The sequence below is a fragment of the Brevibacterium rongguiense genome (assembly GCF_009857845.1).
Classification (GTDB): domain Bacteria; phylum Actinomycetota; class Actinomycetes; order Actinomycetales; family Brevibacteriaceae; genus Brevibacterium; species Brevibacterium rongguiense.
The window spans coordinates 15,599-28,900 of the sequence record NZ_WWEQ01000038.1 but is presented as its reverse complement, the minus strand read 5'-3'; the positions used below and the strand labels follow the sequence as shown (position 1 = coordinate 28,900).

Sequence of the window (13,302 nt, the reverse complement as noted above, 5' to 3'; positions counted from 1 at the left end):
GCCTCGGCGGCGGGCGGCGCAGCGGCCGTGGGGGCGGCACCGTCCCCGGTGCCGGGCGCGGCCACCGGCCTGGCGCCCGCGCTGCCGAGCTTGAGGCGCACGACGGCTGCTGCGATGACGAGGCCCACGGCGTAGATGACGAACGGCACCCGCATGCCCAGGCCCGCCATGAAGCCGCCCAGCACCGGGCCTGCGATGTTGCCCAGCAGGAACGACGTGGCGTAGAGCCCGGTGCTGCGCGCGCGGGCCCGCGGCGGCGACATGCGCACGATGAGCGCCATCGCGGAGACCGTGAACATCGTCGAGCCCAGGCCGCCCAGGCCGCGGAACAGCAGGAGCTGCCAGTAGGACTGCGAGAGCGCTACGGCGAACGTCGAGGCGGCGACGATGAGGAGGCCGATGACGTAGACGGGGCGCTCGCCGAACCGGTTGACGAACCGGCCGCCCGCGGGGGCGGAGACGAGCCGGAAGAACGCGAAGGCGCTCACGACGATCGACGAGGCGGTCACGCCCAGGCCGAAGGACTCCGCGAACTGCGGCAGCACCGGCGCGACGATGCCGTAGCCGATCGCGACGATGAACGCAGCCCCTACGAGCACCCAGATGTCCGCGGGAATGGGCGGGGCGGGAGACGCCCCCCGAGTCGCGCGCGGCGTGCCGGCCTCGCGGGCCCGGCCCGCCGGGCTCACTCGCCGAACCGGCTGAGGAACTGCTCCGGATCGAGCGGGGGCCGGCTGGACTGCGCGAGCTTCTTCTTGAAGTAGTCGTCCACCGAGCCCACATAGAGCCAGCCCAGCAGCTGCTCGTCCGCGGCGAGGCCGTGGGCGGCGCGGACGGGCTCCGCATCCGTGGCCAGCCCGGAGCGCCACATGACGCCCCACCCCGCCTGCCACAGTGCGAGCTCGAGCAGGTGGGCGGCACCGGCGGCGGTGGCCAGCTGCTCCCAGGCGGGCACCTTCGGGTGCTCGGTGAGCTTCGCGACGACGGCGATGAGCAGGTCCGAGCGGAGGGGCTTGCGGTTGATCTCACCGGGCTCGCGCTGCGTGCCGGATGCTTCGTCGAGGGCCTCGCCCAGGCGCAGGCGATCGTCGCCGCGCAGGGTGATGAGGCGCCAGGGCCGCAGCGCCTTGTGGTCCGCCACGGGCGTCACGGCGGCCAGCAGCTCCTTGAGCTCCTCATCGCTGGGGGCGCCCGGGCCCACGGAGGAGATCGACCGGCGGCGGGCCATCGAGTCGAGGACGGGATCGTCGAAATGCGCCGGAGCGCTTGCGCGCGCGGTCCCGCGGGGACGGTCGGAGCCCTTGAGGCCCGGCCCGGCCGCCCGGTCGGCGCGGGCAGCAGCGTCTTCACTGGGCGCGCCGTGTGCGCCGGCGGCGGCGGGGTTCGCTGGGTTCACAGTCACGCCACCCATTCTGCCCACTGCCGGCGTGCCTTGGCGACCTTCGGGTCGATGATGAACGTGCAGTAGCCGTTGCCGGGGTTGTTGTCGTAGAACTGCTGGTGGACCGGCTCGGCGGGGAAGAACTCGCCCAGCGGCTCCAGCGTCGTGACGATGGGCCGGCTGAAGAGCTCCTGCCACTTCTCGATCTGCGCGGCGAAGTACTCCTTCTCCTGCTCATCGCGGTAGAACATCGCGGAGCGGTACTGGGTGCCCACGTCGTTGCCCTGCCGGTTGAGGCTCGTGGGGTCGTGGGTGGTGAAGAAGATGCCCAGGATCACGTCCTCCGGGATGACCTCCGGGTCGAACGTCACCTGCATGGCCTCCGCGTGCCCCGTGGTGCCCGAGCACACCGAGTAGTAGTCCGGCTGCGGCGTGTGCCCGCCGGTGTAGCCGGAGACCACGCTCTCCACGCCGCGGGTCATGCTGTAGACGGCCTCGAGGCACCAGAAGCAGCCCGCGGCCAGCGTCAGAGTCTTCATGTGGGCGGCAACCGGCGGGTCCGTGCGGATATTCCGCGTGGGCCCCCAGGGGCTCGCCGCCAGGAGGGCAGGCCCGTGCCGCCGTGGAGCCTCGCCCCCGTCCGAGCTGCCCTTGGTCGAGCTGCCCTCGGCGGGCGCCGGGTCCGCCGGCTGTGCGACGATGCCGGGGGAAGCGTCCGCGGCCACCGCGGCGCAGCAGCGGCCAAGCGCCGCACGGCGTCCGGGCCGGCCCGGCCACCGCCGCCCGGAAGCCCACGCGAGGGAGACGCGACGAGGACCTCGATTGCCACCGTATGCGTGTCCGGCACGCTCGAGGAGAAGCTCGAGGCGTGCGCCGCTGCCGGGTTCGACGGTGTGGAGCTGTTCGAGCAGGACCTGGTGGTCTGCGCCCTGAGCCCGGCCCAGGTGCGCGAGCGCGCGGAGCGGCTGGGCCTGCGCCTGGACCTCTACCAGCCCTTCCCTGACCTCGAGGGAGTGGGCGAGACCGCATTCGAGACGAACCTGGACCGCCTCGAGGCGAAGCTCGCGCTCATGGACGAGCTCGGAATCGACACGCTGCTCGTGTGCTCGAACGCGGGCGAGGCGCCGGTGGCCGACGATGCCGTCTTCGCCTCCCAGCTGCGCCGGGCGGGCGACCTGGCCGCCGCGCACGGCAAGCGCATCGCCTACGAGGCACTGGCCTGGGGCACCCACGTGAGCACGTACCGGCACAGCTGGGAGCTCGTGCGGGCCGCGGACCATCCCGCTGTAGGCGTGTGCCTCGATTCGTTCCACATCCTCTCCCGCGGCGACGACCCGTCCGGCATCGAGGACATTCCGGGCGAGCGGATCTTCTTCGTCCAGCTGGCCGACGGGCGGCCGCAGGGCATGGAGGTCCTGGCCTGGTCGCGCCACCACCGCGTGTTCCCCGGTGAGGGCGCCTTCGACCTCGTCGACTTCACGGTGCGCCTGCTGCGCACCGGCTACCGCGGGCCGCTCTCCCTCGAGGTCTTCAACGATGCCTTCCGCCAGGCCGACCCCCGGATCACCGCGGTCGATGCCGCCCGCTCGCTGCGCTGGCTCCAGCAGCGCGCCCGCGCTGACGTGCGGCTCGACCCCGAGCTGCGCGCGCTGCTGAGCGGGCTCGAGGCGATCGAGCCCGTCGAGGCGCTCGACCACGTCGAGCTCGTCACCGACCGGCCCGATGCGCTGGCGGCGGTGCTCGCCGGCCTCGGGTTCGCGCTCGTGGGGCGCCACCCCCGCTCCTCGCAGCTGCTGTTCCGCGGCCCCGGTGAGTCAGCCGGCGCCGGGGCCCGAACGGCGACCGAGGCCGGGTCCGGGACCGGGACCGCGGCCGAGCCCGGGGTACCCGCTGAGACCCGACCCTCTAAGACCCCACCCGGTGAGACCCCGCCCGGTGAGGCACGCATCGTGGTCTCGCCGCGCGCGGACGCCGGCACGCGCATCGCCTCGGTGGCGGTGGTCGTCGCCGATGCGGAGCGCGCCCAGCGCCGGGCCCGGGAACTGGGCGCCGCCCCCACCCCGCGCGCCAACGGCGGCACGGGCGGTCTGCCCGGCGTGTGGGCGGGCTCGCGACGCCTGGCCTTCGTCGACCCGGGTCTGGCGGGCTGGACCCGCGGGTTCGGCGCGGCGGAGGACTCAGCGGCACGCCTGGGGTGCGGCCCCAGCGCGAGGGCGGGATTCGACCACGTGGGGTTTGCGGAATCCCGGGATGCGTTCGAGGCCACGGCGCTGCTGCTCGAATCCGCGCTGCTGCTCGAACGCGCGGCGCCCCAGGATGTGGCCACCCTCCGCGGGCTCGTGACCGCGCAGGCGCTCGAGTCGCCCCGGCGCGGCACGCGGTGGGTGCTCGACCTGCTCCCGCCCGCCCTCGGGTCCGCCGCATTCCCCGACCGCCTCGCCCTGCGCGTACCCGACGCGCTGGCCGCGGCGCGCGCCGCACGCGACGCGGGCGTCGAACCGCTGGCCATCCCGGCCAACTACTACGCGGACCTCGCCGCCCGCTTCGGCCTCTCCGAGGCGGTCCTGGGCCGCTGGCGGGAGCTCGGCATCCTCTACGTCCGCGACGCCGGGGGCGAGCTCCTGCACTTCTGCACGCCCACGATGGGCGGGCTGGCCTTCGACGTGCTCGAGCGGGTCGGGGACTATGCCGGCTGGGGCGGCGCCGATGCCGCGGTCCGCCTGGCCGCCCAGTGGGCGGGCGAGCGCGACGGCGCCCGCCCGGGTGCTCAGAACGGGTAGTCCGCGATCTCCGGCCGGACGGTGAGCCACTGGACCTCGGTGAACGTCTCGAGGTTGTTGTGCATGCCCCCGATCCGCGTGCCGTTGCCCGAGTCCTTCGTGCCGCCGAACGGCGCCGCGGACTCATCGGAGACGGTCTGCTCGTTGATGTGGACCTTGCCGGAGTCCAGCCGGTCGGCGGCCTTCATCGCCTCGCCCACGGGTCCCAGGATGCCGATCGAGAGTCCGTACTCGCAGGCGTTGGCGAGGTCCACGGCCTCGTCGAGCGTCGCGTACGACATCACCGGTGCCACGGGGCCGAAGATCTCCTCCTTCCAGGCGCGGGTGTCCGGGGTGAGGTCGGTGAGCACGGTGGGCTCGAACAGCAGGCCGCTGCGCGAGCCACCGGCGGCCACGCGCGCCCCGGAGTCGACCGCATCGTCGACGAGCTCCTGAGCGTGGGCCGCCTGCTGCTCGTCGATGAGGGGCCCGAGCGCCACCGGCTCGGTGTGCGGGTCGCCCACCGGCAGGTTCTTCGCCTTGTCCGCCAGCGCCTCGACGTAGTCGTCGAAGAGCGATTCGTGGACCAGGTGGCGCCCCGTCGTCATGCAGATCTGGCCCTGGTGCATGAAGGAGCCGAACGCAGCCGCGGAGACCGCCCTGTCGAGGTCCGCACCCGGCAGCACGATGAGCGCGTTGTTGCCGCCCAACTCCAGGTGGGCGGGCTTGAGAAGGCGGCCGGCCGCCTCGCCGATCCTCCGGCCGGCGGCGGTGGACCCGGTGAACGCGATGAGGCCCACCTCCGGGGCGTCCACCACCGCGGCTCCCACCTCGGCCCCGCCGGGCAGCGTCTGGAGCAGGCCCGCGGGCAGGCCCGCCTCCTCGAAGACGCGCTGGAGCACCACGCCGCCGCTCACCGCGGTGCGCGGGTCCGGCTTGAGCAGCACCGCGTTGCCGCAGGCCAGCGCGGGGGCCACGGCGCGAATGGAGAGGATGAGGGGGAAGTTGAACGGCGCGATGACGGAGACCACGCCCACCGGGCGCCGGCGGGCGAACGACCAGCGCGCCTCGTCGCTGAGCAGCACCTCCCCCTGCCCCAGGTGCGGCAGGCCCGAGGCATCGAAGCACTCGCTGGCCGCCGTGTGCGTCTCGAGCTGTGCCTTGGGCTCGATGGCCCCCGATTCGCGCACGATCCAGCGCTGGATCTCCGCCGCGTGCTCCTCGAAGAGCAGGCCGGCCCGGCGCAGGACGGCGGCCCTCGCCTCCGGGGGCGCGGCCGCCCATTCGCGCTGAGCGACCGCGGCGCGGCGGGCCGCGGCGTAGGCGTCGTCGGCGGTGGCCGCGCCCACGTGGCCGAGCACGTGGCCGGTGGCGGGCTCGACGACGTCGAGCACGCCGCCGCCCCCTGTCTGCCAGCCGCCCGCGGCAATCTTGTTCTCCCAGGTGGCGGGATCGAGCAGTGCCATGGTGTCTCCTCCGTAGGGGTGGGGCTGCGTTCGGTTCGGATGGTGCGCGATGTGCTGTGCGCGGCGCGCAGTGCGCTGTGCGCGGCGGGTGGAGCTCTGGGGCAGCCGCGCGTCCGCGGGGCCGTCGGAGCCTGCGGGCCCGAGCGGGGCCGTGCGGGTCGGTGCGGCTAGGGCGATACCTTCGCCACGATGACCACCGGGCCGCCCGCCTCGAGCGCCCGGCCGTAGGCCTCGCGCAGGGCCTCGCGCGTGGTGACGACCTCCGCGGGCACGCCGTACCCGCGCGCGATCGCCGCGAGGTCGAGGCCGGGCAGGTCGAGCCCCGGCGCCCGTTCGGCGCGCAGCGCGCGGGCGAAGCCGCGCAGCGCACCGTAGGAGGCGTTGTCCACGATGACGAAGACGGTGCGGGTGGCCCGCTGTGCCGCGGTGTAGAGCGCCGTAATGGCGTAGTGTGCGCTGCCGTCGCCGATGATCCCCACGACCGTGTCCTCCGGGCGCGCGAGCGCCGCTCCCACAGCGGCGGCCATGCCGAAGCCCAGGCCGCCGGAGGCCGGGAACATGTACTGCCCCGCCCGGGTGACGAGGAGCCGGTCCGGGGCGAGCACGTCGAGCGTCGTCGCCTCGTTGACGTAGGCGATGTCCGCCCGCGCCCGCTCGTTGAGCACGTCGATGACGGCCGCGCCGGTCAGCGGCGCGCCAGGCACCGCCGGCTCCTCCGGGTCCCGAGGCGCGGACCGGGCCGCGGACTCCGGTGCCGACTCCGGTCCCGGTGCCGGCTGGCGCCCGGTGCTGCCGCCGGAATGGGTGCCTACGGCCGCAGCCAACTGGGCGGTCGCCTCCGCCAGGTCGCAGACGATCGCGTCGCCGTAGGGCGCGCGCACCGCCTCACCGGGGTCGACGGTGAGCTGGAGGACGTCCGTGCCCGGTTCGAGGTAGGCGGCGGGCTCCCAGCGGTGGTAGCGCATGACGGGCGCGCCGATGACGAGCACGCCGTCGTGGTCGGCCAGTCGTGCGCGCACGGACTCGATGCCCGGCGGCAGCACTCCGCGGTAGTGCGGGTGGTCTGTGGGGAAGGGCAGCCGCGGCGCGGAGGGCGCCGTCCACACCGGGGCGCCCAGCGCCTCGGCGAGGGCCTGCGTGCGCTCCCGCGCGGCGGGGGTGTCCGCATCCGGGCCCAGCACGAGGACGGGCCGGGACCACCCGGCGAGGCGCTCGGCCAGCTCCGCGGCCAGCTCGGGGCCCAGCGCCCCAGCGCTGCGGACCCGCCGCCGCGGCAGCAGCGAATCCGAGGCGAGTGCCGGCTGCGACCAGTCGTCGTAGGGGATCGAGAGGTAGACCGGCCCAGCGGGCGCGGTGGCGGCGGCGAGCGCGGCCTGGGCGATGGCGCGCGGCACGTCCTGCGCGCTGAGCGGCTCGGCGGCCTCTTTCGTCAGCGGCCGGGTGAGCAGGGCTGCGTCCGCGTTGGCCAGCATCGCCTCCTGGCCCACAGTCGCGCGAACCTGTTGGCCCGCGATGACGACGAGGGGCGAGTGCGCGTAGTGCGCATTCGTCAGCGCGCCCATCGAGTTGCCGGTGCCGGAGGCGGCGTGCAGGTTGACGAGGACGGGCCGCCCGCTGGCCTGGGCATACCCGTCGGCCATGCCGAGCACCACCGCCTCCTGCAGGCCCAACACGTAGTCGAAGTCCTCCGGCAGGGCGGCCAGGAACGGCAGCTCGTTCGAACCGGGGTTGCCGAAGATCGTGGTGAGCCCGTGCGCGCGCAGCACCTCGACGGCCGATTCGAGGACCGTGCGGTCCGACAGTGCCGCAGCGGGCAGGGCCGCGGGGCGCACCGGCCCCGCGGAGGGTGCAGCGCCGTCGGGGCCTGCGGCCTCGCTGGCCGGGGTGAGCGGCTCCCGTTCGCTCACGGCTGCCCGGCTCGTGCCTCGGGCCCCGCACCCTCCGGCTGCGCGGACGCGTGAGCTGGCGCCTCGCCCCGGGCCTGCGCCTCGACCTCCGCGTGCAGCGCCGCGGCGGTGTTGGCCCGCGGCTTGGGGATGAAGAGGACGGCGATGAAACCCAGCACGGCGACGAGGGCGAAGAAGTAGAACCCGAACGGGTAGCCCAGGCCGGCGTTGACGAGCGAGCCGGTCACCCACGGGCCCACAATGGCGCCCAGCCGGCCCACGCCGGAGGTGAAGCCCATGCCGGTCGCGATCATGTCGCGGGGGTAGAGGTAGCCCACGAACCCGTAGACGAGCACCTGCGCGGAGAAGACGAAGACGCCGGTGACGAGGATGACGGCGTTGAGGCCCAGCTCGCTGGAGATGCGGATCGACAGGAGGGCCAGGAGCACCGCCGCGGCGCCGAACCACACGAGGATCGTGCCCTTGACCCCGCGGGAGTCGGCGACCCTGCCGCCCACGAGGAGGCCGATGATGGCGCCCACGTTGAGGACGAAGAGCATGACGAGCGAGCTGGAGATGTTGTAGCCGGCCTTCTCCATGAGCTTCGGCAGCCACGTGTTGAGGCCGTAGACGAGCAGCAGGCCCATGAAGGCTCCCGTCCACAGGCCCACGGTGATGCGGGCGCGGCCGTCCGTGAACAGGTCGCGCAGGCGGTAGGCCGGGGTGTGCGCCGCCGCGGCGCCGGCCCGTGCCGCTGCCGGGTGCGTCTCCGGCAGCTTCCAGGCCATGAACGGCAGCGAGAGGAGCCCGAGGGCGCCGCCCGCGTAGAAGAGCAGGTGCCAGTCCGTGTGCACGGCCAGCGCCCCGAGCGAGGCGAGCACGGCGCCGGCGTGATAGCCGGTCATCGTGACGGTGGAGGCATGGGCGCGGCGGCCCTGCGGCGCGGACTCCTGCATGATCGACACGGCCACGGGCATGCAGCCGCCCAGGCCCAGGCCCGCGACGAAGCGCACGAGGCCCATGAGCTCCCAGTTGGGCATGAGCGGGAAGATGAGCGTGAAGACGGAGAAGAGCGCCACGCAGGCCAGCAGCGGCAGGCGCCGGCCGAAGCGGTCGGCGATGGGCCCGATGAGCGCCGCGCCCACGCCCACACCGACGAGCGAGACGGTGGACACGAAGGTCATGTTGGCCACGGTGAGGTCCATGTGGCCGAGCTCGGGATGGGTGAGAATTGGGATCGTGGCGCCCAGCGCCACGATGTCGAAGCCTTCGAACATGACCGTCAGCCAGCACAGGGCGACGATCCAGGCGCGCGCGGCGCCGGTCTGAACGGGTGTCGTCATTGACGTGTTCTCCTCAGGCGGGCGACGCTGCCCGCCGGTTCGGGTGGTGCACGGGTGATGCGAGGGGCGCCGAGGCGGGCTCGGGGTGGCGAGCGCGGCCGCGGTTAGCGCCCCATCCTCCGTGATGCCGGTCACCCCGGGCAATGGATTATCGCTCAGTGAGAATGCGCGCGCAGCCGCCGGCGCGTTCGGCCGTGCGCCCTAGAGACTCGCCCCGGGCGGCAGGTCGAAGCCCAGCGCCTGCGCCGCGCGCTGAGCGGTCGGCTGCGGCCACAGGCGCGCCACGTGCTCGTGGGTGGCCAGCGAGCGCAGCTGGGCGCGGTCCAGGCAGAGGACGCCGTCCAGGTGATCCGTCTCGTGCGCCGCGATCCGCGCGGCCCAGCCGTGCACTTCGCGGTCGGTGGCCCGGCCCGTCGCGTCCTGCGCGCGCAGCATCAGCCGGCGCGGGCGCTCCACGACGGCCTGGTAGCCCGGCACGGACAGGCAGCCCTCGTAGAAGGCGGCTGTCTCGTGCCCCACGGCCTCGTAGCGCGGGTTGATGAGCACCTCGAATGCGGTGGGGGTGCGCTCGCGCGCCCGGGCGACGTCGTCGCGCACCTGCGCCGCGTCCTCGAGGACGGCCAGGCGCAGGCCGATGCCCACCTGCGGGGCGGCGAGGCCCACCCCGGGGGCCGCGCGCATCGTGGCGCGCATGGCGGCGATCAGGCGCGCGAGGTCGTCGTCGTCGACCTGCCCGTCGAACTCAACCGCGGGGGTGCGCAGGACGGGGTCGCCGGCCTCGACGATGGGCGCCGTGCCATCGCCTGCCTCGGCGGCGGCCAATGCGGCCTCGACCTGTGCGCGCACCGAGCGCGCAGACCGCGCACTCGGACCCGCGCCACGGCCCGGGCCCGTGCCGCCGTCCGCACCATCCGCGCCGCGCGCGCCCGCCGCGCTCACGCGCCGTCGGCCGGGATGCGCTCGACGATCCGGCGGGCCTGCTTGAGCAGCGGCTCGTCGATCATCGCGCCCTCGTACTGGAAGGCCCCGGCGGCGCCCTGCGAGGCGGCGATCGCCCCGCGCGCCCACGCGGCCTGCTCGGCGGTGGGGGCGAACGCCTCGCGGACCACCGGCACGTGGGAGGGGTGGATGGAGACCTTGCCGTCGAAGCCGGACTCCACGGCGTCCACCGCTTCCGCGCGCAGGCCGTCGAGGTCCTTGATGGCCGCCCAGATCGAGTCGAGCACGTATACACCGTGCGCCTTGCCGGCCAGCAGGGCCATCGAGCGCACCTGGGTGGCGACGGCGCGGTAGGCACCGTCCGGGCCCCGCGAGGAGCCGCCGCCCAGGTCCGCGATGAGGTCCTCGGCGCCCCACATGAGGCCCACGACGCTGTCCTGCGCGGCGACTTCCGCCGCGCCCAGCGCGCCCTTCGCCGTCTCGATGAGCGCGATGACGGAGAACCCGTCCAGTGCCCGGGGCCCGGCCGCGGACTCCGCCTTGGGCAGCATGACGTGGGTGTAGGGCAGCGCCCGCAGCGCCGCGAGGTCGGCCGCGAAGTGCTCGGAGTCCGCTCCGTTGACGCGCACGACCGTCCGGTCGGGGTCGAGCGGGGTCTCCGAGGCGGCGTTGTCGGCCAGCGCCCGGCGCGCTGCCTCCTTGTCAGCGGGCGCCACGGCGTCCTCGAGGTCGACGATGACGATATCGGCGCGCTCGGCGGCCTTGGCGTAGCGATCGGGCCGGTCACCGGGGACGAACAGCCAGGCGGGGCGGAACTCAAAGGTCATCGCGGCACTCCTTCGGGCGTGGGATTCGGCGCACGGCGCACCGAAGGCGCAGCACCGCGGTGCTGCGCCTTCGACGATAGCGCGAGTCGGCCGGGCACGGGCCGGCCGCCCGCCTTACAGGTGGACGGTCATCCAGCCGAGCACCGGCGTGGTCTGGAGGAACACGAGGAGGCAGAGGATGAGCAGCAGGCCCACGGACCAGCCGACCACCGTGCGGAGGATCTGCGATTCCTGGCCGGGCATCTCCGCGGCCGTCGCGGCGATCGCCAGGTTCTGCGGGCTGATGAGCTTGCCCACCACGCCGCCGGAGGTGTTCGCGGCCACCATGAGCGCCGGGTCGACGTGGACGTTGCCGGCGGCGGTCTGCTGCAGCTTGGCGAACAGCGCATTGGCCGAGGTGTCGGACCCGGTGACCGCCGTGCCGATCCAGCCGAGGATCGGCGAGAGGAACGGGTAGAGGACGCCCGTGCCGGCCAGCCACACGCCAATCGAGACGGTCTGGCCGGACTGGTTCATGACGTAGGCCAGGGAGAGCACGAGGATGACGGTCAGGCCCGCCCAGCGCATCCGGTAGACGGTCTTGGGGAACTCCGCGAGGCCTGCGCCGAACGTCACCGGGAAGCGGCCGCCGGAGGAGTTGAGGGCGTAGACGGCCGCGACGATGATCGCGGAGATCGCCAGCAGCGAACCGGGCGAGGACAGCCACTGGATCGAGTAGCTCGTCGACGACACGGGCTTGCCGGCCGAGTCGACGAGGACCTGCGAGAGCACGGGCCACGCCACCTTGATGTCTGTGGAGGCCAGCGCGGCGGCGACCGGCTTGATGACCTTGGCGATGGTGAAGACGACGATGACGAGCAGGTAGGGCAGCAGGGCCAGGAAGATGCGCTGGCCGCCCAGGCGCTCGGCCGGCGGGGGCTCCGGCGCGTCCAGGCGCACCCGGGCCTCCTCCGCGCCGCGCGGCTTCCACACGGCCATGAACGCCATGGCGGCGAGCAGGCCCACGAGCGAGGCGACGATGTCGGTGAGCTCGTAGGAGAAGAAGTTCGAGGCGAGGAACTGGGCGATCGCGAAGCCGAAGCCCACGACGAGGGCCAGCGGCCAGAGGTCCTTGACCGCCCGGCGGCCGTCGACGAGGAACAGCAGGATGAGCGGCACGACGCACGCGAGGATGGGCGCCTGGCGGCCCACGAGAGCGCCGATGAGGGCCGGGTCGATCTCGGTGAGCTTGCCTGCGGTGGTGATGGGCGTCGCCACCGCGCCGTAGGCGACGGGCGCGGTGTTGGCGACGAGGACGACGGCGGCCGCGCGCAGCGGCTTGACGCCCAGCGCCATGACCATGGTGGCGGTGATGGCGACGGGCGCGCCGAAGCCGGCGAGCGCCTCGAGCAGCCCGCCGAAGCAGAACGCGATCAGCATCGCCTGGACGCGCAGGTCGCCGTGGCCCACGACGTTGAAGATGGAGCGCAGGTCCTGGAAGCGCCCGGAGACTACGGTGACCTGGTAGAGCCAGATCGCCATGACGACGATCCAGAGCACGGGGTGGATGCCGAACGCGCCGCCCTCGATCGCGGACATGAGCGCGTAGCCCACCGGCATGTGGAAGGCGATGACGGCGATGATGAGCGCGACGACGAGCGCGCACAGCCCGGCCGTGTGGGCCTTGAGGCGGACGACGGCCAGCAGGATGAAGAACGTCACCAGCGGGATGAGGCCGACGAGCGCGGAGAGGGCAACGCTGCCGCCCACCGCATCGACGGCTGGAGTGAAGGTGGGCACGGCGGGCTCCTAGAGAGGACGGTCGCTGCGGGGCGATCACGGAATGGGGGCGGTGCGCGGTCTCGGCGCCACCGGCGGTCGGCGGGCAAGGGCGCCAGCGCGCTTGCCGCGGCCTGCGGTCGGCCGGGTGATGGCAGTCACGCTACCGCCCCGAGCGGGCCGGCAGCACTGCTCGGGTCAGGAGAAACGCCAGTCGTAATGAAGTCGAAACCGCAGTTTCGAGCGCTTCGAAAGCCGGTTTCCGCGGTTCGCGGCCAGGTGCCTTGCGCTTTGAGCGGGCGCGGTCAGCCCGCGGATTCGGCCCTGCCCGCGGCCTCGCGCTCGGCATGGTCCGAGGTGAAGACCATGGTCTGGCGCACCGCCTTCGCGACCACGTCGCCGTACTGATTGCGCCCGATGTGCTCGAGCGTGACGATTCCCTGCCCGGGTCGCGACTTCGACTCGCGCTTGTCGAGGATGGTCGTCTCCGCGTAGAGCGTGTCGCCGTGGAAGAGCGGCTTGGGGAAGGCGACCTCGGAGAAGCCCAGGTTGCCCACGATCGTGCCCTGCGTCAGCTGACTTACGGACAGGCCGATGAGGGTGGCCAGCGTGAACATCGAGTTCACGAGGCGCTGGCCGAACGGCTCTCCCGCAGCGAACGCGGCGTCGAGGTGGAGGGCCTGCGTATTCATGGTCACCGCCGTGAACCACGTGTTGTCCGCCTCCGTGATCGTCCGGCCGGGGGCGTGCCGGTAGACGGTGCCCACCTCCATCTCGTCGAGCCACAGTCCGCGCTGCTCGATCACCTTGCCCGTGGCCTGCTCGCCGGCGCCGTCCTGGCTTCGCGACATGTGCTGCTCCTTTGCATGGATGTCCGCTGTGGGTGGGTCTCCGCTGTGACGGCTGACCGCTGTGGGCGGTCGCCCGCCCAGCTTGGAGGCCT

At 73.5% G+C, this 13,302-nt stretch carries 11 protein-coding genes; 1 reads left to right on the top strand and 10 read right to left on the bottom strand.

Annotated elements, in window-relative coordinates; genetic code table 11:
- The 3 genes from GSY69_RS09335 to msrA all read right to left on the bottom strand — a co-directional run.
- Positions 1-605: MFS transporter (locus GSY69_RS09335; protein ID WP_456236791.1), on the bottom strand; the 605-nt coding region annotated here is incomplete at its 3' end.
- A gap of 80 nt (positions 606-685) precedes the next feature.
- A complete protein-coding gene (locus GSY69_RS09330) occupies positions 686-1,402 on the bottom strand; it encodes a nitroreductase family protein (RefSeq protein WP_328698825.1) in 717 nt (238 codons plus the stop codon).
- Positions 1,399-1,920, bottom strand: coding sequence for a peptide-methionine (S)-S-oxide reductase MsrA (gene msrA / locus GSY69_RS09325; RefSeq protein ID WP_160953587.1), 522 nt, complete (start codon positions 1,918-1,920; stop codon positions 1,399-1,401). Before msrA ends, GSY69_RS09330 begins: the two co-directional genes overlap by 4 nt.
- Positions 1,921-2,217: 297 nt before the next feature.
- On the opposite strand from msrA, the gene GSY69_RS15200 reads away from it, so the two are divergent.
- A complete protein-coding gene (locus GSY69_RS15200) occupies positions 2,218-4,161 on the top strand; it encodes a sugar phosphate isomerase/epimerase and 4-hydroxyphenylpyruvate domain-containing protein (RefSeq protein ID WP_328698824.1) in 1,944 nt (647 codons plus the stop codon).
- On the opposite strand, the gene GSY69_RS09315 is transcribed toward GSY69_RS15200, so the two are convergent.
- The 7 genes from GSY69_RS09315 to GSY69_RS09285 all read right to left on the bottom strand — a co-directional run bounded on the left by GSY69_RS09315 (position 4,149) and on the right by GSY69_RS09285 (position 13,210).
- Complete coding sequence (locus GSY69_RS09315; protein WP_160953586.1) at positions 4,149-5,606, bottom strand: benzaldehyde dehydrogenase; 1,458 nt, start codon at positions 5,604-5,606, stop codon at positions 4,149-4,151. The genes GSY69_RS15200 and GSY69_RS09315 overlap by 13 nt on opposite strands.
- A 167-nt stretch (positions 5,607-5,773) precedes the next feature.
- Positions 5,774-7,513, bottom strand: coding sequence for a benzoylformate decarboxylase (mdlC, locus tag GSY69_RS09310; RefSeq protein WP_328698823.1), 1,740 nt, complete (start codon positions 7,511-7,513; stop codon positions 5,774-5,776).
- Positions 7,510-8,835, bottom strand: a complete 1,326-nt coding sequence (locus GSY69_RS09305) for an MFS transporter (RefSeq protein ID WP_235936441.1) — start codon at positions 8,833-8,835, stop codon at positions 7,510-7,512. Before GSY69_RS09305 ends, mdlC begins: the two co-directional genes overlap by 4 nt.
- Before the next feature lie 201 nt (positions 8,836-9,036).
- A complete protein-coding gene (locus tag GSY69_RS09300; protein WP_160953585.1) occupies positions 9,037-9,681 on the bottom strand; it encodes a peptide deformylase in 645 nt (214 codons plus the stop codon).
- 89 nt (positions 9,682-9,770) lie between these two features.
- On the bottom strand, positions 9,771-10,601 hold the full coding sequence (locus tag GSY69_RS09295) for an HpcH/HpaI aldolase/citrate lyase family protein (RefSeq protein WP_160953584.1): 831 nt from the start codon (positions 10,599-10,601) through the stop codon (positions 9,771-9,773).
- A 114-nt stretch (positions 10,602-10,715) separates the two neighbouring features.
- Positions 10,716-12,380: an L-lactate permease gene (locus GSY69_RS09290; RefSeq protein WP_160953583.1), complete on the bottom strand. Its 1,665-nt coding sequence runs from the start codon at positions 12,378-12,380 to the stop codon at positions 10,716-10,718.
- A 284-nt stretch (positions 12,381-12,664) separates the two neighbouring features.
- Positions 12,665-13,210, bottom strand: coding sequence for a MaoC family dehydratase (locus tag GSY69_RS09285; RefSeq protein ID WP_160953582.1), 546 nt, complete (start codon positions 13,208-13,210; stop codon positions 12,665-12,667).
- Positions 13,211-13,302 lie beyond the last annotated feature (92 nt).

Excerpts from the sequence above, each read along its gene's own strand:
- msrA (WP_160953587.1), bottom strand. The coding sequence starts at position 1,920 with ATGAAGACTCTGACGCTGGCCGCGGGCTGCTTCTGGTGCCTCGAGGCC.
- GSY69_RS09315 (WP_160953586.1), bottom strand. The coding sequence starts at position 5,606 with ATGGCACTGCTCGATCCCGCCACCTGGGAGAACAAGATTGCCGCGGGC.
- GSY69_RS09305 (WP_235936441.1), bottom strand. The coding sequence starts at position 8,835 with ATGACGACACCCGTTCAGACCGGCGCCGCGCGCGCCTGGATCGTCGCC.
- GSY69_RS09295 (WP_160953584.1), bottom strand. The coding sequence starts at position 10,601 with ATGACCTTTGAGTTCCGCCCCGCCTGGCTGTTCGTCCCCGGTGACCGG.
- GSY69_RS09285 (WP_160953582.1), bottom strand. The coding sequence starts at position 13,210 with ATGTCGCGAAGCCAGGACGGCGCCGGCGAGCAGGCCACGGGCAAGGTG.